The sequence below is a fragment of the Corynebacterium genitalium ATCC 33030 genome (assembly GCF_000143825.1).
Lineage (GTDB): Bacteria > Actinomycetota > Actinomycetes > Mycobacteriales > Mycobacteriaceae > Corynebacterium > Corynebacterium genitalium.
Window position 1 is genome coordinate 1 of record NZ_CM000961.1, and the last position, 24016, is coordinate 24016.

Genomic DNA, 24016 nt, shown 5'->3' on the forward strand with positions numbered 1-24016 from the left:
TTGATGAAACTCGCCGGCATCCAAGGCCGCAGAAGGGGCCGCACTCCGATCACAACGCTTCGGGCTGATGTCCCGGATTGTCGTCCTGATCTGGTCAATCGTGACTTCACCGCGTCAGCGCCGCACCGGCTGTGGGTCGCTGACATCACCTACGTGCGTACCCTGTCGGGGTTTGCGTACACCGCGTTCATCACCGATGCGTACTCCCGCAAGATTGTCGGGGTTGCCACCAGGGCGAGCATGCGCACCGATGAGCTGCCTTTGGAGGCTTTTGAGCACGCTGTTTATCACGCAGGTGATCTCCGTGCTGAAGGACTTGTCCACCACAGCGATCGCGGCTCGCAGTACGTGTCCATTCGTTACAGTGAGGCACTTGCTCAAGCTGGGATCGATCCGTCCGTTGGCACCGTCGGCGATTCCTACGACAACGCGTTGGCGGAAACGGTCAACGGTCTCTACAAGACCGAGCTGATCTATCCCCACCGGCCGTGGGCGTCGGTTGGGGAAGTCGAGATCGCGACCCTTCGCTGGGTGTACTGGTGGAACAACCACCGCCTGCACGAGTCATTGGGATACATCACCCCACAAGAGATGGAAGACGCCTACTATCAACAATCACACGCCCACCCGTTGGGCGTTCAATAAGCGGAACGAAAACCAGGACGCTTCAAAGGGTGTGGATCCACAGCTGTTGCGCGAGGTTGACCGCGTGATCATCCTGGGAGGTGATGCCCAGCTGGAACTTCCCGACGACGCCCACGGAACGTGCGAACGGTGAGTGACTGACGAGCCGTCCAGGAGGGGGATAGAGGGGATCGAGCGCATGCGTCTGGTCCGTGACGACATCGACACGCGTGTACGCCGGCTCGTTGCCGAGTTGCTCGAGAACTGACCACCCCACCTCACACCATCAACGACCCCGCGCGAACTCGCGCGGGGTCGTTGATGCCTGAACTGATCATCAGCGTCGTCGGCCTGAAACCGGACATGCTGGTAGATACCAGGAGCGTGGCAGGTTAGGACTGAGCCTGCGGATGCTCCTCCTCCTGGTTACTGGTGGTGTCGGTGTCGTCGTCGGCGACGATCTCGACACTGCAGCAATCGGAGTTCGTATTCTTCTTGTGAAACAGGTCTTTGAAGCCCATGAGGGTCTCCTTTCGTTAGAGGTACGTGGTTTAGAGGATGATCGTCATCGCGTAGCCGGCCAGCATGGCCGCCAGCAGAATGGTGATCACGAAGGTGGCCAACAGTTTCGGCTTGAACACTGCCGCCAACATCGAGATTTCCGGTGGCGAGGCCCCGGACCCGCCGATCATCATCGCGAAGATCGGGCCGATGGCCACCCCGGCACCCGATAAAGCCAGGGCGACCGGCAGCATCGTCTCCAGTCGGACATACAGCGGGATACCGATCGCCGCAGCCAGTGGAATCAGCCACCAGACGTTTTCACCGGCCATAAATCTCAGGCCGTCTTCGGGCACGACCCCGTAGATGAATGCACCGATGGCCACGCCGATGATCATCGGAAGGAGCATGGGGCGAAGATCGTCCCATGCCTGACGGATCGCTGCCGGGGTTTCTTGTTTGATTCCACGCCACGGGGTCCCGTCCAGCTGGCGCCCGCCCTTGACCTTGACCTTGCGCAGCTGGTCTTCCATGCCCAGCGCGGTCCAGACCCAGGGTGCTCCCAGCGACAGCAGCACCATGATCACCGCGTAGCTGATCGCGACCTGCCAGGAAAGGGTCAGCCAGATCCCGCCGACGATAACCGGGTTGAGCAGCGGCGAAGCGATCAGGTAGGTCACGGTGGTACGAAAGGCCACCCCGGCTTTGAGCATGCTGACAAACATCGGGATCGTCGAACAGGAACAAAACGGAGTGATCGCCCCCAACGCCAGTCCCTTGACCTGACCGGGAACCGCTCCACCAGCCATCCAGCTCTGCAACCGCTCCGGGCCGAAGCGCCGGTTGATCAACGCGACCGCATAGGAGATCACCAGAAACAGCAGGAGCAGTTCGACCAGGAGGGTAGCGAACGTGCCGAGCGCGCTAATCAGCATCAACGACCTCGTTTCTCAGGGAGGTGTCCGTGCAGCAGGCGCGTTGTCCCTCCGGCGTCAACGTCGCCAGGTGCGCCAGCCAGCGCACCGGATCAGCCAGCTGAGCACAACACACCGAATTCAGCGTGGCACGACCCGTCGGCTCCGAGTCCACCAGTCCGGCCTTGCGTAGGGCAGCCAGATGATGGCTAACCAATGCCTGACTCATCCCGGTGACCTCATGGAGCTGGCGGTTGGTCATCGACTTCTCCGCCAAGGTGAGCAGGATCGTCAACCGGTTTTCATCCGACAGCGCGGACAGGGTGGGCACGAGTAACTGGGCCCGCTCGGCGGGACTGAGATCCGACGCGGGGATGGATAAGGAAATCTCTGTAAGCACACCCCGACATTAACAAGCGACTACTTGTATTTCAAGCGATGGTTTAAACGTCGGAAAAGGGGACCCTTCCCGCCTTCCCGAGTGTCTCACTTCTAAGGAAGTGAGACACCATTAACAACAATGGATTGAAAATACATAGCCCCAGGAGGAGCATGTCTCACAAGTCACACCCCAAGCGAACAATTTGTGAATGACAAAACTTCCTGTTCGCTAGGGTTAGTTCCAAGACTAACGGAACAGAACCGTCACTGCCTCTGGAGATCACTGAACAGTTGGGGGCGATCTCAGGACAAAAGGTGGGCTATGCCCGGGTGAGTTCGAAAGATCAGAACCTTGATCGTCAGATTGAACAACTCAAGGCAGAGAAGGTCTTCACCTATTACACGGATAAGGCCAGTGGTGGATCGCGTGAGCGCCCTGGACTTGATGAAGCAATGCGATATGTCCGTGCAGGAGATCAGCTTGTCGTCACGTCGATGGATCGGTGCGCGCGTTCACTGACGGATCTGTACGCCATTGTTGACGAGCTAGTCAGCAAAGGAGTGTCGGTGAAGTTCCTCAAGGAGGGACAGACCTACTCAAAAGACTCCACCCCGATCGCCAAGCTGATGCTAGGGCTGTTGGGTTTTGTTCAGTTGGGTAAGGCCGTGAAAGAGCTGGATCAACACCGTGAAATAGTTGAAAAAAAACCCCGCAGGTTTCCCTGCGGGGTGTCGTTGTTAGAACGGTGCTTCGTCGTTGTCGGCGTCAGCGCCAGCCAGGGCGGCGTTCGCCGCCTCGCCTCCGCGACGGGCTGCGCGCGCAGCGGACTCTTTCTTGGAGTCGATCAGCTGCACCGTGTCGATGCGCGCCACCAGCGGGTACTGCTTCTGGCCGTCCTTGTCGATGTAGACGTCGGTCTTCAGCGAGTAGCTCACCGCAACGCGATCGCCGGAGCCGACGCAGCCGAACACGCCGGGGTTCTTCGCGTCCTGGACGTAGCCGGTCAGCTCCACGATCTCGCTTTCCACCTTGCCGGTGGCCTTGTTCTTGAAGGTGTTGCGCGCATAGACGCTGAGTTTCACCGTCGCGCCACCGTTTGCGTGCTCGAACAGCTTGGGTGCGCGAGCTGCGTTGCCGACGATGGTGCCGTTGTTGAAGGGGTTGGACATGATGGTTCTCCTTACGTGAGTGGGTGTGATTTGCCGTGCAATTTGGGTACTTAAGCAGCTGCTTTGCTGCTGCGGGGTGGTTGCGCTGCCGTTACAGCACTGCCCAGGGCAGCGGTGCGCCTGCCGCCTCTAGGTCGCGCAGTTCTTGCGCTGCGCCCGGATCGGCGTCCTCGCCGTCGATGCCGTCGGCGAGCTGGTAGAGCAGTTCCAGGTCGGTGTGAATGAAGTCGCTCATCACGTGCCTCCTTGTTCGGATTGATGGTCAATCCGTCTGTTGGAGACAGCTCTGCTGTCTAGGGGGTTCTCCCCCGCCCCGCTAGGTGTGCATCTCTGCAGGCCACGGCCCCGCGAGAAAAAGAAACCCCGTTGCATCGCTGCAACGGGGTGTGTGGTGCTACTCGGTGAACAAGATCCTGCGGGTCTTCTCGGCGCCTTCGCGGACAAGCTCGACCATCCGCTCGCCCTGGCCGATATCGGTCAGCTTCGCCACCAGCGACGGGAAGTTCTCGTCTGGCCCGATCTCGGTGGCTCGCTGCGCAGCCACGCCAGCTAGCCCCGGCTGGCCGGTGGCGTGCGCGAGCACTGCGACAGTGGCGGTGAGCTGCGCCCGCATCCCCGGCCAGCTGGTCGGGACAGCGCGCATAACCTTCTCTATGAACGCAAGGCCCGCCTGCGGGTCATCGAGCAGCGCCGCGAGCAGCGCGTCTCGCAAGCGCTTTGTAGTGAAGCATTTCAGCGCCGATCGAACAGCGCGCGTGCTCGGCTGGGTTATTCCTGCCGCCGCCTGCTCGTATTCACGCTGCAGCACGTCGGAGAACATGGGCGGGATATACGCCAGCGCGTCTTCGATGATGTCGGCGTGCTCGGCAGCGTCGATGCCGTGATCGGTGCTGTTCAACCGTGCCTCGATGTCGTCTTTGCTCGGCTCCGGCAGCTCGCCGGTGTGCTCTAGCATCTGCCGCAGCGCCGCCGATGCGGCGACCTCGCCGACAACGCCGTGGCGCGGCTCGTCGATGAGCGGATGCTGGTACACAGACCACCACGCAGCCCCGGTGACGATCTCAGGCACCTGCACCACCCCGAGCAGCGGCGGTAGGTGCACTGCCCCGCTGGTGAGGTACGTGGCCGTCTCGTCGAAGATCGGCTGTGCAATGTCGTCGCTGATCATGTACGCGATAACAGCGTCGAGTTCCAGGTGGTTGATCCACGCTGCGAACCGCTCGCGGCTCTCGGTGAGCTTTGCAACAGCTTCGTCCAGGTCGAACCGCGCGACCGGGCCGAGGCGGACGGTGTCGACACCCTCGTCGTCGACGAAGAACGCGAGGATCAGCGAGTTGTTCGGGTAGAACCCGAGGATGCCGGGGAGGTTCGCGAGGATCTCGCCGTGGGATGCAAGCGTGTGGGAATGAGTGGACATGGCAGTGCTCCTTTGCACGAATACGGGGTGTACGTGGGCAATCCCGTATTCAGTCCGGCTCTGCCGGTCGCGCCCTGCCACGGCACCACCGCACCTGAAGCGTGCTGAGCGTCGCTAGCGCAGCCTGATGCTCGCTCGCTGGGTGCGAGCGCTAGCGACGCAGCATTGTTAGATCCCCGCGTCGCCGCTGGTTAAGCGTTACCTTTGGCGCGGTTGTGAGACTTGCACAGCAGTTCGCAGTTGCTTTCCTCGAACTGCCGGCTCCCGTGGCGTTCCTTCGTTGCTGCCGTCCTAGCAATCACTAAGCAATGCACCGAAAACCTGCGCCGCGTCGTTGGAGCGTCGCAGTTCCGTTTGGTGCAGGATTTTGACCCTAGTGCACCAGCTAGTGCACCAAATGGCGATCCGATCACAAAATGAAGAAGGCCCCTACCAGCGTTTCCACTGGTAGGGGCCTTATCTTAGTAGCGGGGGCTGGATTCGAACCAACGACCTCTGGGTTATGAGCCCAGCGAGCTACCGAGCTGCTCCACCCCGCGTCGAGTGAGTTATGAACTTCACCTGCTGCCGTATCGGCAACGGGTGTTAACTATACGCAGACTTGTCCTGAACAACAAATCCCCTGGCCACACGTGAAAGTGGGCCAGGGGCTCGTGGGGGTGTTCACCGCCCGTTCGCCGGGGGTTCGCCAGCTATTCAGGTTGAGACTGCGTGAACGATTTAGCGCACCGACCCATAAGTCCAAGACAATAACTGCCGGTCAGGAGCTTATGGCGCGACCGTTATGGGGCTGGAACCCTCAAATCGTTCACCGCTAATGGGTCAGGTACGGCCGTCGGGCCGCACCCGACTACTGCCCCTTCTGGTAGTCCTCAACGGCGCGGTCGAGCTCGTCCAGGGCTCGGCCGTATTCCTCGAAGGAACCGTCACGGGCGTCCTCGAGGCCGCGCAAGGCCTCGTCGATAGCCGTCAGGGCTTCCTCTTGGTTGGCGGGCGGGGTGGCTGTGTCGCCGTCGCCCTCGCTTTCCTCGGTCTCCGCGTCGGTGTTGTCCGGGTCCGTCGCCGTGGCCTGGTCCTCGGCGTCGGAAGTAGTCGAGTCATCGGAGTCCACGATGGAGATGTCTTGGGCCTCCTTCGCGTCAATGCCCACCTGGCTGAGCGCCTGGGAGATCGTCGGGGCGTAACCGACACGGCCCTTGTAGAACACCAGCACACGCAGCAGCTTCGGGAACGCGGACTCCTGGTCCTTGCGCTGCGAGTAAATCGGCTCGACATAAAGGATCTCGCCGTTAGCAACCGGCAGGGTGAGCAAATTACCATTCTTCAGCGTGTTGGAGCCCTCCCACAGGGTGCGGTCGCGGGCGACCTGGTCAGAGGACATCAGCGCGTCCTGAGCCTGCTTCGGACCCTGCGTCTGCGTATTGGTCGGCAGAACGCGGACGGTGATCTGGCCGTAGTTGTCCGGGTCGGAGGTGACCGACATGTGCGCGGCGAGGAACTCACGGCTCAGACCGCGGTACGGGGTGATCAGCTGGAAGGTCGGGTCACCCGTTTCTGGGTCGGCGGCCACAACGTAGTACGGCGGCTGGTTGAGCTCCTGGCGGCCTTCCGGCGCGGTCGGATCGTTCGGGACGGACCAGAAGGCGTCGTTGTTGAAGAACACGCCCGGGTCAGACACGTGGTAGCGGGCCAGCAGCTCGCGCTGGACCTTGAACAGGTCTTCCGGGTAGCGCAGGTGGTCGCGCAGCGAATCGGAAATCTCCGAAGCGGGCTTCACCGTGTCCGGAAAAGCACCCATCCACGCCTTGAGGACGGGGTCCTCTTCGTCGAAGGCGTAGAGGTCGACCGAACCGTCGTAGGCGTCGACTGTCGCCTTGACGGAGTTGCGGATGTAACCGACCTCGTTGTTGACCAATCGCTGGTTGGTGCCCTCCGGGTTGAGCGCGTCCTGCGTGGTGTTCTGCAGGGATTCACGGGTGGAGTACGGCAGGGCAGACAGCGTGGTGTAGCCGTCGACGATCCACTTGATGCGACCGTCGATAACAGCGGGGTACGTGGTGCTGTCGGTGGTCAGCCACGGTGCGACCTTCTCCACGCGCTGGCGCGGGTCACGGTCGTACAAGATCTTGGACTCGCTGCCGACACGGTCCGACAGGATGAGGTTGAGTTCCTGGTACTTCACCGCGTACGCGAGGCGGTCGACCCAGTTGCCGATGCTCACGCCGCCTTCACCGTCATAGGTGAACGAGGAAGAGTCGGTGTCGTACTCGAGCGGGCCCTGGCCGACATCGCCGACGATGGCGTAGTCGAGGCCATCTTCAGCGGACGCAATGACTGGGCCGTAGTAGACGCGCGGCTGGTCCACACGGATACCCAGCTCTTCGGCGTCTTCCTTTTCTTCCGCGTTGGCGTTGGCTTGCAGGTCCGACACCGTGAACACCGGCAGGCCACCGCGGGTGGAGCCGGCGTCCTGGGCAGCTTCGTCGACAATGTTGGCCTGTGCAGCCACAAAGCCGTTTCCGTGCGTGTACACCGTGTGGCGGTTGAGCCAGTCTTGCTGGTTCTCACGCAGAGCATTCGGGTCCAGCTCGCGAGCCGCGACGACATAGTCGCGCAGCTCCCCGTCGACTGTGTAGCGGTCCATGGCCAGCTGGTCGGGGAAGCCGTAGAAGTTGCGCAGCTGCTGATTCTGCGTGAACGTCGGCGACAGGATCTCCGGGTCGAGCAGACGGATGTTGGAGATAGTCGCGGAGTCGCGGCCCACTTCCCCGTCGTTCGTGCTTTCGGAACCCCAGTTGCTTTCGTAGGTCACTGTGGCGTCGGTAAGCCCGTACGCCTCACGCGTGGCTTCAATGTTGCGCTGAATGTACTCGGACTCGCGCGCCTGGCGGTTGGGTTTGACGGAGAACTGCTCAACCATCGCGGGCCATGCCTGGCCGATAATGAGCGAGGAGAACAGCATCAGCACAGTCGCCAGCACGGGGATGCGGAAATCGCGGAAGATGATCGACACAAAGAATGCCGCCGCTACCAGCACCGCGATGACTACCAGGATGATGCGCGCCGGCAGCTGAGCGTTGATATCGGTGTAGGAGGCACCGGTGAAGATGTCATTGCTGTCGTAGAGCAGCGTGTAGCGCTCCAGCCAGTAGTCGAGCGCCTTGACCAGCATCCACAGACCGGCAGTGACCGCGAGCTGGACGCGCGCAGGCTTGGAAATGTGGCCCTTCGTCCCGCTGACTTGGTTGGCCACCCGGATGCTGCCCAGCAAGTAGTGGGTCACCAAAGCGACAAGGAAAGCAACGATCAGCAGCATCGACAGCACGCTGACCAGCGTGGACAGCGCCGGCAGCGCGAAGGCGTAGAAGCCTAAGTCACGGCCGAATTGCGGGTCCTGGGAGCCGAAGGAAGAGGAGTTGATCCACAGCAGGAATGTCCGCCAGGAACCCTGCCCGATCATGCCGCTGATGAGCCCCACCACGATAGGCAGCCACACCAGCATGGAGCGCACGCTGGACTGGATGGAGGACTGGTATGCCGCCATCGGCGAATTCGGGTCGGCGAAGACGGAGACCCGTTCGCGGGTGCGCCACGCGATGAAGGCGGCGGCCCACGTGATCGCGCCGCCGAGCAGACCGAAGATCACGAACAGTGCCACACGGGCGAGGATGACGTTGGTGAACACCCCGCGGTATCCCACCTCACCGAACCAGCGGAACTCTGTGTAGAGGCCCACAAGTAGGGGGACGAGGAACAGAATCAGCGCAATGATTCCGAAGGTCACCAGTAGTTTATTCGTGGATTTCCCCGACTCCGGGCGGGGGCGGTTCAGGCGCGTGGCCAAATCCAGCTCCTTATAACGGCTTAGAACGATGAACTATTAAGCTTTAACACTAAAGTGCCTAACGCCTAAAAGACCAGAAGGGTTCCCCAGTTGCGCCAGCAAGCTCTCAACAAGGCCATGATGGAGGCCGTCGAGTTCGTCCACGCGGAAGGCTGGGACGCGCCGCCCACGCTGTTCGCCCTGGTGCCGACGGAGTTGGTCGTGGACCAGCTCGCCGCACTCGACGAGGAGGCGGATTCCCCGTTGACCTTGGTGGTTCAGGAGCTCCCGGAGCACATCCTGCCTGGTTCAGACGAGTTAGGCGACTATATCGCGCGCCTGGCATGGCCAGCAGAGGTCGAGGGCGTCATCCTGGCGCAGGAGATCGTCTTCATGGACACCAGCGGCACTGCCGAAGCGTCCCCGGCCCGGTTGTTCTCCGGCGTGCTGCGGGACGAAGATATTGAGCAGACCTTGCTGCAGATCCGCCCGACCGAAGAGGAGCTGGAAGCGGCTGGCCCGTTCGCAGAAGACGATATCCAACTGCGCGGCGGACCCAACGTCGCACCCGCAGTCATCGGCGCATTGCGGTACAGCTTGGAGAACGATCCGCAGGAAGACGATCTACACTAAGGGGGTCTACTTTAAAGGAGTTACCCCCGTGCCGTCTTCGTCCCTGCCCCGCCATCGCCGTGCGCCTGTCGCGCTCGCGGCGATGAGCTTGGTTGTCACGCTCGCCGCCTGCTCTGACAAAGAGAGCAAAGAGCCTTTGCCGACACCTGCGCCGGAATCCACCTCCGCTGAGACTGTGGCCGACGAATCCACGGCTGAGGAATCCACGGCGGAAACCAGCAAGCAGAACGGGTGGCGCCGCCGCAGCGACGATCCAGAACTCGTGGCTCAAGTCGCGGAGCAATTCGCGGCGCTTGCGCCCGCAGAGCTTTTCGACGCACTAGATACCTGCTCGGAAACCAGCCTGAAAGGCTCCATCGAATGCACCGGCGCTGATGTGGGAAAGATCCAGTTCTTCGAGTCCGAGTCCATGGCCGCAGACACAAAGGATCTGCTGACTGGGCTGAGGAGCTCCCGCATCGTTGAAGAGTCCGAGGACGGCAACAAGATCGTCGGCTGGTCGATGCTGGGCCGGACCGCCGTCCTCACCGTGGTGGACTCCGACAAGGGCCAGCTGCTGCAGCAGATGGTCGACAGCGGAGATGTTGACCCTGAGCAGCGCATTTACGAGCTGGGGCTAGCTGAAGACGACGGCAGCGGAGTGAAGACCCCTGCGCTCGCCACGGATGAAGAAGAGCAGGAAGGCGAGCAAGAAGAGCAAGACGCGAAGCAGCTCACCAACGAGCAGTAGCGCGCTAGTCCGCCGCGCAGGTTTTGACGGGGGATCCTTCGGAGAAGGCGGACATGGCGGCTACTGCGTCGTCAAGCGTGGCGACGCTCGCGACAACCATATCCCCCGCATCGACCTTGCTTGCTTCCTTGCAGTTGTTCTCGGGCGCGAGGAAGAGTTCTGCGCCGCCGTCGCGTGCGCCTTCGATCTTGTGCGTGATGCCGCCGATCGGACCGACGGAGCCATCTTCGGAGATGGTGCCGGTGCCCGCGACGTGCTTGCCGCCGTTGAGTTCGCCGGGCGAGAGCTTATCGATGACCGCGAGCGAGAAGATCATTCCTGCGCTCGGGCCTCCCACGTCGTTGAAGTTGTAGTTCACCGCAACATCGCCAGTGGGCTCCGAAGACATGGTCACACCCAGCAGCGGGACGGACTCATCCTGGGGGTTGGTGCCGAGGGTGATGGTGGCCTCCCCCGGCTCACCGTCGCGCTCGTAAGAAATAGTGAGCTCGTCTCCGGGATTCTTTGACCGGACGAGGTCCTGGACCTCCTGCGGGGCGGAAACATCGGTGCCATCGACAGCTGTGATGATGTCTTCGGGCTTGAGTGCGTCGGCCGCAGCGCCGTCTTCGAGGACGTCGTGAATGAGGACGCGGGTCGGCTCCCCCAGGTAGCGCATTGCCGCGACCGTGGCGGCAGCTTCGGAGGCGACGAACGTGGCCTCATTGTGCTTGCGCATCTCCTCGTCCGACATATTTGCCGGCATGATCTGGTTGATCGGTACGAGCGTGTCATCGGAGATCAGCCAGCGGCTCAGCGCTTGCCCCACGGTCATGTTGGTGCGCACAGACACTGTCGTCATGTCCAGGCTGCCTGCGGTCGGATCGACATCCGCCCCCTCAATTTCGATGACGGGGGTGCCATCGACTTCTTCCAGGGTGTTGAACGTCGGCCCCGGCCCCTGCGCCGCGAACGGCACTGTGAACCGGATATCGGTCCCCGGAATGCCCCCGGCCACGAACAACGCAGCCGCCACCGCAAGGGGAATACCGCCCCACACCACCGCAGCACGGCGGCGTTTCACGGAGGGAGCGGGTTGGTCCGCAGTAGCAGGCAAAGTCACGGCAGTAAAGCCTACAACAGCCTGTTCAAAAGACCGTGTTCGCTTAGAGCGTTGCCTGTTCAGCCCGTTTTTCATTGTAGGGCGTGTTTCACCGCCGGTAGGCTGGCCACCATGGTTAATGGATTCGGGTTCTCTTTCCCTAACGACGACCGCGATGATCGCGACGACCGGGACGGCCAGGACGGAAACGGCCGCAACGACGGCAACGGCCGCGACGATCAGGGCCGCCAGGACAACCCGTTCGGCCAGTTCGGGTTCGGCATTGGCGGCACCCAAGGCTTTAGCGGCGGCTTCGGCAACCTCGGCGAGGTCCTGGGCCAGTTCAGCGAGATGCTCTCCGGCTTGGGCGAGCAGGCCAATAAGGCCGGCCAAGAGCGCCCCAAGCAGGACGCGGTCAACTACGACGTGGCGCTGCGCGCTGCCCGCCAGGTGGTCAAGAACCCGCGTGGTGCGACTGCAGGCGACACGAATGCCGTTACAGAGTCGACGAGGCTTGCGAACCTGTGGATTGATGACGCAACGGCGCTCCCCGATTCCGGCTCCCGCCCCGAGGCATGGAGCGCGGACGACTGGCTGACCAACACCCTGCCCACGTGGAAGCGCATGGTCAGCCCCGTCGCAGAGCACATGGGCCGCGCCCAGCTCGACGCGATGCCGGAGGAGGCACGCGAGATCTTCGGCCCCATCACGCAGATGCTCGGCCACTTCAACTCGATGAACTTCGGCGCCAAGCTCGGCCAGGCGCTCGGTGACTTAGCCAACCAGGCGCTGACCGGCAATGACTTCGGCCTTCCGGTCGCGCCGAAGGGTGTCATCGGCATTGTGCCGAAGAACATTGAGCCGATTTCGGAACAGCTGTCTGTGCCGGGGCAAGAGGTGCTCGTCTACATCTCGGCGCGCGAGGCCGCTCGCCAGCGCCTGTTCACCCACGTGCCGTGGCTCGTCGAGCGCATCGTGTCGTCGGTTGAGGAATACTCCGTCGGCCTGGAGCTGGACACCTCCCACATTGAGGAGAAGATCCGGGATCTCAACCTCGAGTCGGGCGACCCAGCGAAGATCCAGGAGGCGATGCAGGAGATGCAGGGCGCGGACATGTCCCCGCGCGTCACCTCGCGCAACGCTGCCGCAGCAGACCGGTTGGAAACGCTGCTCGCGCTCGTCGAAGGCTGGGTCGAGGTTGTCGTCGAGGACGCCCTCGGCTCCCGCATCCCGTCCACTGCGGCGATGACGGAGTCGTGGGCACGCCGCCGCGCGACCGGCGGGTCCGCTGAGAACGCCTTTGCCAACGTCGTCGGCATTGAGCTGGGCGCTCCGAAGACGAACGAAGCCGCCGACCTGTGGCGCCGCGCTACCACTGCCGTTGGTGCGGAGCGACGCGACAAGGTGTGGGACCACCCGGACCTGTTGCCGACGGGAGAGCACTTGGAGAATCCGGCTGCCTTCATCGACACGCTTCTCGACGATGCTCCGGACGACCAGTTCGACGAAGAGATCGCCAAACTCGAGGAGATGCTCGCTGAAGAGCCCGGCCCAAGCGAGGACGACCGCGGCACTGACGGCAGCTCCGGCACCGAGGACGACAAGAACGACTAGTTCTGCCCGAACCTCTGGAACGCCTCTAAATAGCCCTTCGCGCGCTCAGCGCGGGGGGCTTTGTCGGCGTGCTCCCAGAACTCAGGGCCGTGGCCGGGGATGAAGGTGTGCACGAGTTCGTGAACCAACACGGCGTCGACCACCCAGTCGGGCACGTCCCGTAGCCGGTCAGAAATGCGAATGTCACCGGTCGCCGTGCTGCAGGACCCCCACAGTGTCGACTGGTTGGAGGTCCACCGCACGGATCCGATGCGCGCTTGCCCGTCGAGGACGGAGTCGTTGAGGGACTGTGCGCGAGCGAGCAGGTCCTCGTCGGACAGCGTGCTGGTGGTGAGTTTGCGCTCCATCTTCGCCAGGATGCCGTCGACAGCGTCGCGTTCCTGCGCGGCGGTGAAACGTGCCGGAATGCGGACTTCAATGCGGTCGCCTTTGAACCGCGCCTGTACCGTGCGGGTCCTGCGCTCAGAGCGGATCACGTCCACGTTGTCGCGGTCGAGCATGCGCAGTGTCCTCCCGTGTGCTGCAATGGCTCCTATGGGGGACTCAACATTAGTTCGTTTGGCGCCCGGTGTGAATGTGCTGGTCCGTGGGGAGGGATCGGTGCAGTTCGGGCTGGATGCGTCGAGAAGCGCGGTGCTGGACACGGCGCACCCGCGCCAGCTCAAGGCCATCCTGGATGCCATGATCGAGCCTACGGCCGTGCGCGATGTTCTCAACGCCCTGCGAGGCATTCCCGAGATTGATGAGCCGGAGGCGCGGGCGCTGGTCAACGATTTGCTGAACTACCGCATCCTCGTCGACGCCAGCGAACGCACCGTCGTGGTGCTCGGCACTTCAGCTTTGGCGGACGAGGTGGTGCGGTTGCTGCGCACCGGCGGGATCACAGTGCGCACACCGCTTATCGACGAACCCCTCCACCCCTTCTTTTCCCTCCTCTCCCCTGATACACCCGTCGTGGTTGTTGACCAGGTGCCCCAGCTGGTGCGGCTGCGCGAGGCGCTGGCCGATCACACCGGGTGGATCATCCCGGTATTCACGTTGGATTCGCGGGTGGTGGTCGGCCCGGCAAGCCTCGACGGGGACGGTCCGTGCCTTGAGTGTGTGCTCATGCACGCCCAGGAGCGCGACCCGCACACGCATGTCACCGCTACGGCACTGTCGCAGGCCTCGAGCACGAATGCCCCGGATCCTGCGGTGGTCGCCGCTGGCGCAGCTGCCGCCGCGGTGATCGTGCGCCGGTGCGCGGAGGTGCCAGAACCTCCCGGTGTGCTCGTTCCGGAAGCGGAGCCCGGAATCGCGCTGATCATCGACCCCTTCGGGCCGCAGTGGGTGGCTGAGCACCCCCTGGGCACGCACAAGAGCTGCCCTGCCTGCTTGTGAGGGGGCACGGAAGGGGTCAGCGGAAGTCTTCCAAGACGGCCAGCACGTCCTCGCCGTACTGTTCCAGCTTGGACGGGCCGATGCCGGAGATGTCCAGTAGTTCTGCGAGGCTTGCCGGCATCGCCTCGACGACAGACAGAAGTGTCGCATCAGTGAAGACCATGTACGGCGGGTGCTGCTTCTCGCGGGCGGTGTCCAAGCGCCACTGCTTCAAGGCTGTGAATGCGGCCTCGTTGTAGGTCGGCTCGCACTCCTCGTGCCGGCCGAGGGTCTTCTCGGCGGGCGTGGTGATGGGGTTGCCGCACACCCGGCATCTCTTCGGACGCTTGAGGCGGTCAGGGGTGGTCTCGACGTCGAGCTGCGGGGCAATGCCGTCGAGGAACCGGGACCTGTCGCGACTCTTCCGGCCGCCCTCCTGGCGGGCAAACGACCACGACAGGTGCAGGTGCTCGCGGGCGCGGGTGATGCCCACGTAGAACAGGCGCCGCTCCTCCTCAATCTGCTCGTCGCCAGCCTTGATCGCATGCGAGATGGGCAGCGTCTTCTCCACCAGGCCAACAAGGAAGACCGCATCCCACTCAAGGCCTTTGGCGGCGTGCAGGCTGGCCAACGTCACACCGTCGACAGCCGGGGGCTGCTTCGACTCCGCGCGCTGGCGCAGCGACTGCAACACTCCGGGCAGCGAGTCTGCTTCCCCAGTGTTCACGATGTCGGCGATGAGCTCCACCAACGCGTTGAGTGTCTGCCACCGTTCACGCTGCTGCGCACCCTCGGGTTCCGTGGCACTCAGACCCAGCGGGGCGAAAGCGGTGCGGGCGACAGTCACCGGGTCGTCCGGCAGGTCGTTGCGGCGGGTGGCCTGCACGAGCACGCCGATCGCCTCGCGGATCTCTGGGCGGTTGAAAAAGCCTTCGCCGCCGCGGACTTGGTAGACGATGCCAGCGTCAGACAACGTCTGCTCGAACACCGCCGACTGCGCGTTGAGGCGGTAGAGGATGGCGATCTCGCGGGGTGGGACGCCGCCGTCGATAAGCGTGCGGATCTGTGCCGCGACTTCGCGCGCCTCCGTCGGCTCATCAGCATAGGACGCGAACGTCGGCTCCGGGCCTGGTGCGCGCATGCCCTGCAGCTCAAGGCGGGTGCCAGCAGCGCGGCCGGTGGCTTTAGAGATCACGGTATTCGCCAGGTCTGTGACCTCGGGGGTGGATCGGTAGTCGCGCTGCAGCTTGACCACGGTCGCGTGCCCGTACGTCCGCGAAAAGTTCAGCAGATAGTCCGGGGAAGCCCCGGTGAAGGAGTAGATGGTCTGGTTGGCATCGCCGACGACAGTCAGATCATCGCGCTGGCCCAGCCAGCCTTCAAGCACACGTTGCTGGAGCGGGGTGACATCTTGGTACTCGTCGACGACGAAGGTTTGGTACTGGGTGCGAAACTCCTCGGCTACCGCCGGCGCGTTCTCCAGGGCACCGGCGACGTGGAGCAGAAGGTCATCGAAGTCGAGGGCCATGCCGTCGGGGCTCGTCTTGGATTGCTCGTACCGCTTGTACACGGCGGCGACCTTCTCCGCGTCCGTCGGCGGCTCACGGCGAGAGTTAGCGATGGTCTCGGCGTAGCTTTCCGGGGTGACTAGAGACGCTTTGGCCCACTCGATCTCGCTGAGCAGGTCACGCACCATATCCTTGTGGGACTCGAGCCCCACAGAGCGCGCTGCGCGACCGACCAGCGGGAATTTGTTGTCAATGAGGTGCCACGGCATGTCGCCTGCTACCTGCGGCCAGAAGTAACGCAGCTGGCGCAACGCTGCAGCGTGGAACGTGCGGGCCTGCACACCGCCAATGCCCATGTCGCGCAAACGGTCACGCATCTCCCCTGCCGCACGCGAGGTGAACGTCACGGCGAGCACGCGCTGCGGGGCGACAAAACCTTGATCGATGAGGTGCGCGATGCGGTAGGTGATGGTGCGCGTCTTACCGGTGCCAGCGCCGGCGAGAATGCACACCGGCCCGCGCGGAGCGGTGGCGGCGACGAGCTGATCGGGGTCGAGCTGAGTTTCGAGCTGGCTCAGGTCGATCATCGGCTAGCGGTCCTCTTCCTCTGCGCGGGCGGCTTCGCTCAGGTCGTCCGGAGTCTCGTCGGTGTAGCGGATGTACAGCAGGCGGTCGCCCGGCTCGACGGTCTCCGCTTCCGGCGAATCGAGGCGGTAGAGCTCGCCGGAGCGGACCACGCCCAGCACAATATCGGCGAGGTGCCGGGGGTTGGCGCCGACTTCGTCATCAATAATCGCGCGCTCAGCCACGGCGAAACCGGCATCGGGGCTGAGCAGGTCCTCGATCATCTCCACCACCGTCGGTGTCGACGTAGCGATGCCGAGCAGGCGGCCCGCGGTTTCCGAGGAGATGACCACCGAGTCCGCCCCGGACTGCTCGAGCAGGTGCTGGTTCTCGCCTTCGCGTACCGACGCGACGATGTTGACCCCCTGGTTGATCTCGCGCACCGACAACGTGACCAAAACGGCTGTGTCGTCGCTGGACGGTGCGACCACCACGGAGCGTGCACGGCTCACACCGGCAATCTTCAACACGTCGGACTTGGTCGCATTGCCGTGGACGGCGATCAGGCCGCGGTTCTCCGCGTGGGACAGGGCCTCCTGGTTGTCGTCGATCACGACGATCTCCGACGGCGGCATGCCTTCTGCGATCAACGCCTCGACCGCGGAGCGGCCCTTCGTTCCATAGCCGACGACGATGGTGTGGTTGCGCACGGTTTTCCTCCAGCGCTGCAGTTGCAGGGTCTTACGCGAGTCTTCGGTCAGGACGGACAAGGTGGTACCGACGAGCAGCATCAGGAACGCCACACGCATCGGGGTGACCACCAAGATATTCACTAGGCGCGCCGTCTGCGTCACCGGGGTGATGTCGCCGTAACCTGTGGTGGATAGCGACACCGCCGAGTAGTACACCGCGTCAATGAAGGTGAGGTGCTCCGAATAACCGTCCTTGTCCAGCCACACAAGCACAGCGACGATGACAACAAGCAAGATGGCGTACAGGAACCGCCGGCTGATCAGTGCCCACGGCGTTGCCTTGTCCGCCTGCGGCAGACGGATGACATTTAGTAGAGCGTGGTCTGGCAACGCCGTCAACTCGTCGCTGCGGTTATCGCGGAAACGGATCGGCGGACGAAACGATGGTGCCATGGGTCACCTCCTTAATGCTGCATGTCTATATCGGACTCTAGACCTCTTGCCGCGGCGGTTTGCAGCAGCTCCTCCAGCTCGCCGCGTTCTGGCAGGTCGTGCGGGGCGAAGTCTTCCCCGGTGCGGACGTAGAAGAACACTGCGTTGACTGGCAGCCCGTCGCCGGCGATGCGTTTCCACGCCTCCCGGTAGACGGCCAGCTGCAGTTTCGCGGCCCGCATCTCCGTCGCCTGGGGTTTGGCGCCGGTCTTCCAGTCGACGATGGTCCAGCTGCCGTGCGGCGCCTCTGGTGTGGGCGCGTCACGGTACACAGCGTCAATGCGGCCGCGCACGCTCGCCGAGCCCAAGTCGATCTCAAAGGGGTGCTCGATGTGCGCCGGAGCGCGCTGCGCCCAGTGGCTGGCCTCAAAGGACGCCTTGAGGCGTGCCAGTGTGGTCGCGTCGACGTCGGGTTCGGTGTTGCCGGGCAGCTCGTCGTCGTCGAGAAGCGGGCGCGCACCGAAGAACCCCTCGATCCATTCGTGGAACGCTGTTCCGCGCTTGGCATAAGAGTTCGGTTTGAACGGCACCGGGCGGCGCGCGCGGCGGGCGAACTGCTCCGGGTTGGCGCGCAGCGCGACGATGTCGGAGGCGGTGAGCATTGCGGGCATGATGACCGGCACCGACGGGCTCATGGTGGCCTCATGCTCCTCGATCAGCGCTGTCACATCGCGCTCCCACAGCCCGTAGAGCTCACCGGCGGTGAGCTGCGGCAGGTCCTTAAGGGCCGCGTTGACGCGCTCAGCGGCATCCACTGCGGCAGGCTCGGCGCTGTAGTGGGGCCAGAAGCCTTCGCGTTCGCGAATGTCCGTCAGCTCATCCGTCACTGTTCCGTCCCACCAGGACAACACCTCCGCCATATCCCGGAAGGGCAGGAAGTGGGAGTAGGGCTCCACCGGCTTCTTCCGCGTCGGAGAGATCCCGGACGCCGTGACCAAAAGACGCCGCTCCGCCCGGGTCACCGCGACGTAGAAGAGCCGAGCGGACTCTTCGGCAAGCTCAGCGGTCTTGTCCTTCTTGTACTGGTTGGTGAGCTTCTGGAAGTCGCTGCGGGTATCGGCTTCGGCGAGTGCGGTGTAGGAGTCGTCCGGGACCGTCGCTACGTAGCCGAGGAAGGTCTCCGCCGTTCCGCCGTACGTTGCGGCGTCAGCGTGGGCGACAGCGACGGTGCGCCATTCCAAGCCTTTCGCCTTGTGCGCGGTGAGGATCTGCACCCGGTCGCCGGTGTTCGCGACAGTGCCGGGCGCCAGACCGTCCTCATGCTCGGTGGCCAACTCCAGGTAGTTCAGGAAGCCTTCCAGATCCGCACCCGGATACGACGCGACCGTTTCAGCGAATTTGTCCAGATGCACAGTGCCGGTGTCGGAGGGGCGGGAGAGCACCTCGGTGCGGATGCCGAAGATGGAGACGATGTCATCGAACAGGTCCGGCAGGCGCTTGCCCAAGCTGCGCATGCGCAGGGCGCGCAGCTGCGAGGACAGCACCTGCAGGCGCGCCAGACCTTCCTCCGTGTAGCGCTCCGGCTCACCGAGGTCCGCCACCGCGTCGGCGAGGCCAACGGAGCGCTCGTTCTCACCGACGGCGTTCTCAGCCTCGCGGATCAGGTCGGTGAGCTGGGCTTGCAACCGTTCCCGCGGATCTGCATCAGGCCCCAGCCCCGCTACAGCGCTGTCGTCTTGGTCGTGCGCCCGGCCGCCGGCCAGGTTCACTGCTCGCCGAGACAAGGCCGTGATGTCTTTCAGCCCCAATCCGCATGCGGGGCCAGCCAGGATGCGCAGAGCAGCGGCAGAATCCTGCGGGTGAACAAGCATTTTCGCTACAGCAACCGCATCGGCGACCTCCGGCACGGTCAGGAGACCTGCCAGACCGACAATCTCATAAGGGATGCCGCGCTCCTCCAGAGCTTCAGCAATCAGTGCGGACTGTTTGTTCTTGCGCACCAGCACAGCCGAGGAGACATCACCGTGCTCCGCCAACTGCTCATGGAAGTCCGCGGCCAGCATGTCAGCGACGGCGGCGATTTCCTCGTCCACAGGCCCGTAGAAGCCCACCTCCACGTTACCGGGGTCAGACGCCGGATTCGGATTGAGCGGTTCGACGGCGCGCTGCGGCCCCGGGGCGCCGAGCACGGCCGACGACACTGAGTTGGCCAGTGCCAGCACTTCCGGTGGGTTGCGCCATGAGGTGGTGAGCTGGGCTTTCGGGGCGGAGGCACCGTCGGCAAGCGGAAAGTCGTCGACGAACGCCTGCAGATTAGCGGCAGTGGCTCCGCGCCAGCCGTAAATCGCCTGCATCGGGTCACCGACGGCGGTGACGGTCAGCGGGTGCGGGTGCCGCGCGAGGTCGTCGCGGTTTTCGCCGAACAAGCTGCGCAGAAGCACGCGCTGGGCGTGGGAGGTGTCCTGGTATTCATCCAACATGACCACCCGGAAGCGGCCGCGTTGGCTCTCCCCGACCGACGGGTGGTTACTGGCCAGTTGCGCCGCGACGGACATTTGCTCGTTGAACGTGACCACTCCGCGTTCGCGCAGCTCGCGGCTGAGCTCCTCCGCGAGGTCGGTGTAGGCGGCGCGAAGACGCTGCTTGTCTATCCAGCCGCGGACTTCCTTGGCGTACTGCTCTTTCGCTCTGCCGCGGGGAAGGGCTGCGACGTTATCAATGAACGCCTCCGCTTCCTCCCGCACCCGCGACGGCGGCATGAGGTCGTTGCCCATGTTGGCCACGAGCCGCAGCAGAGTGTCCACGACGGTGCTCACACCGGGGTTCGCATCGACACCGTCGAGCAAAGCGCCACCGTGATTGCTCACTACGTCCCAGGCGATGGAATGCAGCTCGGCATCGGTGATAAGCCGCGCGTCAGGCTCCACGGGGACGAGCAGGCCGTATTCGCGGATGAGGTCGCCGGCAAACGCGTCATAGGTGGACACGGTCGGCGCGATGACCTCGAGCGTCTCCGCGAGCCCGCCGCTGGGGTCCAAGTGGCGCACCAGCTGCTCATTCGCGGCGAGCTTCTCCAACCGGGTACGAATGCGCCTACCCAGCTCGTGCGCGGCCTTTCGCGTGAACGTCAGGCCGAGCACTTCCTCCGGCCGGACGTAGCCGTTGGCCACCAGCCACACGACGCGGGCCGCCATCGTTTCGGTCTTGCCTGCGCCCGCGCCGGCGACAACGAGGAGCGGGCCGGGGTCTGCCCCGATGACCGCCGCCTGCTGATCGGTCGGCGGGAACTTCTCCTTCAGATACCGCGACAGTGTCACGGGTTGCATGTCAGCCACGGGTGGTCACCTCCCCTTCCGGTTGCACCGGACAGATTGCTTTGACATGGCAAAAGTCGCAGTGCTTGCCTGTCACAGCGCGCAGCCGCGGCCCCGTCATCTCCGCAGGCAGCGTGGCAATGCGCGCCGCGAACTCCTCGAGTTGCTCCGCGTCCTTTGGGGCTTGGTGGGCAGCGGTCACCTTCACCTGGTCGCTGCCAGGGTAAATCAGCGTTCCCCCGCCGACGTCGAGGGAGTCGGTCTCACCCGCCGTCGCCACCGAGGCGTCTGTGCCCTCCCTGAGAGCCCCGCGCGACAGTGCGAGCTGGTAGGCGAACAGCTGCGGGTTTTCTTCCGCCTCTGCGGCAGACGGATGATTCTTGCCGGTCTTCAAGTCGACGATGTGGACCGCTCCGCTTTCCTCGCGCTCCAGCCGGTCGATCCGACCGCCGATGCGCAGCCCCGGTGCGACCTCCACGTCGACCGGAACTTCTGTGTCCACAAGCTCGAACGTGCCGCGCGTCTCCTCGACCCATTGCGCCGCGCGACCGAGCAGACGCGTGAACTCCCCCAGATCGCTGACCTCTTTCCAGGACGGAACGGTGAACAGTGCGCGGTATGCCTCCAGCGTGTCCGCTTGGGCGAGTTCCACATCGGCCCCGTTTCCGACAGCCTCGAAGAAGTAGTGCGCGAGCGTTCCGCGTGTCATTGCGTCGCTCGACGCAGGCGCGACATCGCGCTCCAGCACGTTGCGCATGGGGCATTCCAGTAGTCCTTCAATGCGCGAGGGCGACAGGCGTCCAGGCGGTTCCACGCCTTCGCTTATCGACGCCTCCCTGATCCCCCACCACTGACCCGGATCCGCCCCAGGCACACCGGCCTCGGCGAGGCGGGCGAGCTGGCGGGCAGCCTGTAGTTTGACGTCCTCGCTGGAGGACTCGTCGGTGATGGCGCGGCGCAGTTCAGCGACAATGTCTTCGACTGCGAGCACCCGGACCGGTGCCACATCGACGTGCACTTCTTCTCTGCCGGTGGTACTAGTGTCCACCCCGTCGAACAGGGTCTGCTGCTCAGCAGCTCCGGACGCGGCAGTGCCGGTGCTGACATGCTCCGGAATGGTGCCACGCGCGTCGGCGAACTGCTGCACGAAGCGCGAGGGCTCGATGACCTCATCCCCGTCCGGAGCGTCCACAGCGGTGACGATCACCTGCTCCGTCGCACGGGTGACAGCGACGTGGAAGAGGCGGCGTTCCTCCTTGAGGCGGTCCACGGTGTGAGAGACCGGTGTCGCTGGATCAATGCCTTGATCAACAAGGTCGATGAGGTCTTCCTGGCGCATGAGCGTGCCGGTCTCGCTCAGTGTGGGCCAGGACAGCTCTTGCACTTCGCTGACGATGACGCGGGCGAATTCACGCCCCGCCACACCGTGGGCCGTGAGCAACGGCACCGCGTCCGGAACGGCGGTGCGCCGGTCGCGCACACCGGTGGGCAACTCCTGCTCCTCAATGTGCGCGATGAAAGCCTCAATGGTGGCAGTCGGGCGACGCTCAGTGAAGTCACCCGCTGCGTCGAACAGCGCCATCATCGCGTCAAGGTCACGGTCTGCCTGGGATCCGGCCGCCCCGCCGCGCAGCGCAATGGCCATGAGGGATTCTGCCAGACCAGTCTGCGCCCAGACGGCCCAGAGCACCTCTTCGACGCTGCCGCCGTCGTCAAGCGAAGTGCGCCCAGCTTCCAGAACCCCGCGGATGCGGTCCAGGATGTCCAGCTCGCGCTGGGTGAGTATGGCTCCGAAATCGGGCAACTCTCCGCGCAACGCCAGCAGTTCGCTCAGCGTGTCCTCCGCGCGGACCTCTGGCCGCCAGCGGCGCAGGCCGCGCAGCAGACGACGCAACGTGACCGGATCTGCACCACCGACCGGTCCGAGCAGGAGCTCACGCCAGTGCGTGGCATCCAGACCGTTCAGAGCGCGCAGACCCAGCAGCATCGCAGCGACAATGCGTTGCTCCCCCAATACGAGGTCCGTCGGGTTGATCGCCACTGGCACCCCTGCTTGGAGGAGCGTGCGACGCAGCGGTTCGATCATCCCTACCGAGCGCACGACGACTGCCATGTCCCGCCACGGCACCCCCTCTTCCAGATGGGCGCGGCGCAAGGTGTCGGCTACGAACGCGTTGTTCATCGCGCCATCCGGAGCGATGACAGCGCGTGCAGTGGGAGTGCGCCGGGAAACACCGAGGTCGATGGTGGGCGCGTCCAGATTCTTGAAGAACAACGGGGAGGCGCCACGGAACCGGAATACAGCCTGCTCCTCGTCACCACCCACCACGGCAAGGTCCGCCTCCGCGATGAGTTGGTTCACAAGGATGCCGGAGGCGGGGTCGAGGTGCTGAGCATCGTCGATAAACACTGTGCCCCACGTGCGCGGCAGCGGGCGCCGCACGACCTCGGCCACGAGCTCGGAGGCGGAATAACTGCGAGCGCCGTAGAGCGCCATGACATCCTGGTACTCGGCGAGGAAATCCCCCGCCGCGGACCAGACCGGAATGCCGTGAGTGCGGCCCATGTCCCGCAGCTGACCGGGAGTGAGGGTGCGTTCAACGGCGCGGAGCAGGAAATCGCGCAGCTGGCGCGCAAACCCGACCATGGGCAACGCAGGCCGCAGCTCCTCCGGCCACGAGCCAGTGCCGTCGGCGGCATTGCCCTGCAACAGCTCACGGATGGCGAAGTCCTGCTCAGCACCCGAAATCAACCGAATCAGGGTCGCCGCGGCGACCGCCGGATCCTCGCTAGCGCGAAGCAACGCGAAGGCCAAGGAGTGGACGGAGCGGGCGATCGGCTCGTCAGCGACGAACCCGGAAGAGGTGAGTTTCTCGGACAATTCCTCGCGCACGCGGGCTGCCGACTCCTTCGACGCTGTGACGAAGACGATGCTGGAGGGGTCCTGTCCAGCTGCGATGCGGGCGGCGGCAACGTCGATGAGGAAGCTCGTCACACCGGCCCCAGCCTCACCGGTGACCTTGTGCACACCGCGTTCGGGCAGATCAACCGGCCACGACCGCGTGCTGTCGCGGCGGTCCCGGTGGACCAGGTAGGCCTGCGGGTTCGGAGGGAGAGTCAGGTGCGGCGAACTCATGGATAACAGTCTCTCATCTCACCCCGACACCGGGGCGGAACACGCCGCAAAGGATTGGAACACGTTTTCTAATCGGGTCCGGTGCGCGCCCCGCTCGGCGAATAGGGGTCCGGTGCAGGCCCC

18 protein-coding genes, 1 tRNA gene and 2 pseudogenes are annotated in these 24016 nt (G+C 64.0%); 7 read left to right on the forward strand and 14 right to left on the reverse strand.

Features of this window, described 5'->3' with window-relative positions; genetic code table 11:
• Together HMPREF0291_RS00005 and HMPREF0291_RS12030 are read left to right on the forward strand one after the other, a co-directional pair.
• Positions 1-645 (forward strand): IS3 family transposase (locus HMPREF0291_RS00005; RefSeq protein ID WP_156774764.1); only part of this gene is annotated, 645 nt, incomplete at its 5' end.
• 25 nt (positions 646-670) lie between these two features.
• Positions 671-892 (forward strand): annotated as a pseudogene (locus HMPREF0291_RS12030) (arsenate-mycothiol transferase ArsC); the annotation flags it as partial.
• Between the two features lie 124 nt (positions 893-1016).
• Here the strand turns inward: HMPREF0291_RS12030 and HMPREF0291_RS12110 are convergent.
• Genes HMPREF0291_RS12110 through HMPREF0291_RS00020 form a run of 3 tightly spaced genes read right to left on the reverse strand, consistent with a single transcriptional unit; the run spans position 1017 to position 2439 of the window.
• Positions 1017-1145: a hypothetical protein gene (locus HMPREF0291_RS12110; RefSeq protein WP_005285980.1), complete on the reverse strand. Its 129-nt coding sequence runs from the start codon at positions 1143-1145 to the stop codon at positions 1017-1019.
• Between the two features lie 30 nt (positions 1146-1175).
• Complete coding sequence (locus HMPREF0291_RS00015) at positions 1176-2060, reverse strand: permease (protein WP_005285982.1); 885 nt, start codon at positions 2058-2060, stop codon at positions 1176-1178.
• Positions 2050-2439, reverse strand: a complete 390-nt coding sequence (locus HMPREF0291_RS00020) for an ArsR/SmtB family transcription factor (protein ID WP_003849997.1) — start codon at positions 2437-2439, stop codon at positions 2050-2052. Before HMPREF0291_RS00020 ends, HMPREF0291_RS00015 begins: the two co-directional genes overlap by 11 nt.
• A gap of 296 nt (positions 2440-2735) precedes the next feature.
• Between HMPREF0291_RS00020 and HMPREF0291_RS11420 the strand changes: the two are divergent.
• Positions 2736-3059 (forward strand): annotated as a pseudogene (locus HMPREF0291_RS11420) (recombinase family protein); the annotation flags it as partial.
• Positions 3060-3158: 99 nt separating this feature from the next.
• On the opposite strand, the gene HMPREF0291_RS00030 reads toward HMPREF0291_RS11420, so the two are convergent.
• The 5 genes from HMPREF0291_RS00030 to HMPREF0291_RS00045 form a co-directional block, all read right to left on the reverse strand.
• Positions 3159-3590: a single-stranded DNA-binding protein gene (locus HMPREF0291_RS00030; protein WP_005285996.1), complete on the reverse strand. Its 432-nt coding sequence runs from the start codon at positions 3588-3590 to the stop codon at positions 3159-3161.
• Positions 3591-3681: 91 nt separating this feature from the next.
• Positions 3682-3825 carry a hypothetical protein gene (locus HMPREF0291_RS11920; protein ID WP_005285999.1) on the reverse strand — a complete coding sequence of 48 codons (144 nt, stop codon included), beginning with the start codon at positions 3823-3825 and terminating at the stop codon, positions 3682-3684.
• A 159-nt stretch (positions 3826-3984) separates the two neighbouring features.
• On the reverse strand, positions 3985-5007 hold the full coding sequence (locus HMPREF0291_RS00035) for a DUF4192 domain-containing protein (protein WP_005286002.1): 1023 nt from the start codon (positions 5005-5007) through the stop codon (positions 3985-3987).
• A gap of 465 nt (positions 5008-5472) precedes the next feature.
• Positions 5473-5546 (reverse strand) — tRNA-Met (locus HMPREF0291_RS00040).
• A gap of 311 nt (positions 5547-5857) precedes the next feature.
• The gene (locus HMPREF0291_RS00045; RefSeq protein WP_005286006.1) at positions 5858-8851 is read right to left on the reverse strand and encodes a UPF0182 family protein; all 2994 of its coding nucleotides are present in this window, start codon (positions 8849-8851) and stop codon (positions 5858-5860) included.
• A 117-nt stretch (positions 8852-8968) separates the two neighbouring features.
• On the opposite strand from HMPREF0291_RS00045, the gene HMPREF0291_RS00050 reads away from it, so the two are divergent.
• Positions 8969-9463, forward strand: a complete 495-nt coding sequence (locus HMPREF0291_RS00050) for a PPA1309 family protein (protein WP_050748840.1) — start codon at positions 8969-8971, stop codon at positions 9461-9463.
• Positions 9464-9491: 28 nt separating this feature from the next.
• A complete protein-coding gene (locus tag HMPREF0291_RS00055; RefSeq protein WP_005286012.1) occupies positions 9492-10193 on the forward strand; it encodes a hypothetical protein in 702 nt (233 codons plus the stop codon).
• 4 nt (positions 10194-10197) lie between these two features.
• On the opposite strand, the gene HMPREF0291_RS00060 is transcribed toward HMPREF0291_RS00055, so the two are convergent.
• Positions 10198-11295, reverse strand: coding sequence for a YlbL family protein (locus HMPREF0291_RS00060; protein WP_232210309.1), 1098 nt, complete (start codon positions 11293-11295; stop codon positions 10198-10200).
• Between the two features lie 111 nt (positions 11296-11406).
• Between HMPREF0291_RS00060 and HMPREF0291_RS00065 the strand changes: the two genes are divergently transcribed.
• Positions 11407-12888: a zinc-dependent metalloprotease gene (locus HMPREF0291_RS00065; RefSeq protein ID WP_005286017.1), complete on the forward strand. Its 1482-nt coding sequence runs from the start codon at positions 11407-11409 to the stop codon at positions 12886-12888.
• Here the strand turns inward: HMPREF0291_RS00065 and HMPREF0291_RS00070 are convergent.
• Positions 12885-13388, reverse strand: coding sequence for a M48 family metallopeptidase (locus HMPREF0291_RS00070; RefSeq protein ID WP_005286021.1), 504 nt, complete (start codon positions 13386-13388; stop codon positions 12885-12887). The two genes, HMPREF0291_RS00065 and HMPREF0291_RS00070, sit on opposite strands and share 4 nt — an antisense overlap.
• A gap of 34 nt (positions 13389-13422) precedes the next feature.
• On the opposite strand from HMPREF0291_RS00070, the gene HMPREF0291_RS00075 reads away from it, so the two are divergent.
• Positions 13423-14268, forward strand: coding sequence for a hypothetical protein (locus HMPREF0291_RS00075; RefSeq protein WP_005286023.1), 846 nt, complete (start codon positions 13423-13425; stop codon positions 14266-14268).
• Positions 14269-14284: 16 nt separating this feature from the next.
• Here HMPREF0291_RS00075 and HMPREF0291_RS00080 read toward each other — a convergent pair whose 3' ends face one another.
• The 4 genes from HMPREF0291_RS00080 to HMPREF0291_RS00095 are packed head-to-tail and all read right to left on the reverse strand — an operon-like array spanning position 14285 to position 23893.
• Positions 14285-16342, reverse strand: a complete 2058-nt coding sequence (locus HMPREF0291_RS00080; RefSeq protein ID WP_005286026.1) for an ATP-dependent DNA helicase UvrD2 — start codon at positions 16340-16342, stop codon at positions 14285-14287.
• Positions 16343-16345: 3 nt separating this feature from the next.
• The gene (locus HMPREF0291_RS00085; RefSeq protein ID WP_005286028.1) at positions 16346-17464 is read right to left on the reverse strand and encodes a potassium channel family protein; all 1119 of its coding nucleotides are present in this window, start codon (positions 17462-17464) and stop codon (positions 16346-16348) included.
• Positions 17465-17475: 11 nt separating this feature from the next.
• The gene (locus HMPREF0291_RS00090) at positions 17476-20769 is read right to left on the reverse strand and encodes an ATP-dependent helicase (RefSeq protein WP_040423827.1); all 3294 of its coding nucleotides are present in this window, start codon (positions 20767-20769) and stop codon (positions 17476-17478) included.
• Between the two features lies 1 nt (position 20770).
• Positions 20771-23893, reverse strand: a complete 3123-nt coding sequence (locus tag HMPREF0291_RS00095) for an ATP-dependent DNA helicase (RefSeq protein WP_005286034.1) — start codon at positions 23891-23893, stop codon at positions 20771-20773.
• Positions 23894-24016 lie beyond the last annotated feature (123 nt).

Excerpts from the sequence above, each read along its gene's own strand:
- HMPREF0291_RS12110 (WP_005285980.1), bottom strand. The coding sequence starts at position 1,145 with ATGGGCTTCAAAGACCTGTTTCACAAGAAGAATACGAACTCCGATTGC.
- HMPREF0291_RS00015 (WP_005285982.1), bottom strand. The coding sequence starts at position 2,060 with ATGCTGATTAGCGCGCTCGGCACGTTCGCTACCCTCCTGGTCGAACTG.
- HMPREF0291_RS00030 (WP_005285996.1), bottom strand. The coding sequence starts at position 3,590 with ATGTCCAACCCCTTCAACAACGGCACCATCGTCGGCAACGCAGCTCGC.
- HMPREF0291_RS11920 (WP_005285999.1), bottom strand. The coding sequence starts at position 3,825 with ATGAGCGACTTCATTCACACCGACCTGGAACTGCTCTACCAGCTCGCC.
- HMPREF0291_RS00035 (WP_005286002.1), bottom strand. The coding sequence starts at position 5,007 with ATGTCCACTCATTCCCACACGCTTGCATCCCACGGCGAGATCCTCGCG.
- HMPREF0291_RS00050 (WP_050748840.1), top strand. The coding sequence starts at position 8,969 with ATGATGGAGGCCGTCGAGTTCGTCCACGCGGAAGGCTGGGACGCGCCG.
- HMPREF0291_RS00065 (WP_005286017.1), top strand. The coding sequence starts at position 11,407 with ATGGTTAATGGATTCGGGTTCTCTTTCCCTAACGACGACCGCGATGAT.
- HMPREF0291_RS00070 (WP_005286021.1), bottom strand. The coding sequence starts at position 13,388 with ATGCTCGACCGCGACAACGTGGACGTGATCCGCTCTGAGCGCAGGACC.
- HMPREF0291_RS00075 (WP_005286023.1), top strand. The coding sequence starts at position 13,423 with ATGGGGGACTCAACATTAGTTCGTTTGGCGCCCGGTGTGAATGTGCTG.
- HMPREF0291_RS00080 (WP_005286026.1), bottom strand. The coding sequence starts at position 16,342 with ATGATCGACCTGAGCCAGCTCGAAACTCAGCTCGACCCCGATCAGCTC.
- HMPREF0291_RS00085 (WP_005286028.1), bottom strand. The coding sequence starts at position 17,464 with ATGGCACCATCGTTTCGTCCGCCGATCCGTTTCCGCGATAACCGCAGC.
- HMPREF0291_RS00090 (WP_040423827.1), bottom strand. The coding sequence starts at position 20,769 with ATGCAACCCGTGACACTGTCGCGGTATCTGAAGGAGAAGTTCCCGCCG.
- HMPREF0291_RS00095 (WP_005286034.1), bottom strand. The coding sequence starts at position 23,893 with ATGAGTTCGCCGCACCTGACTCTCCCTCCGAACCCGCAGGCCTACCTG.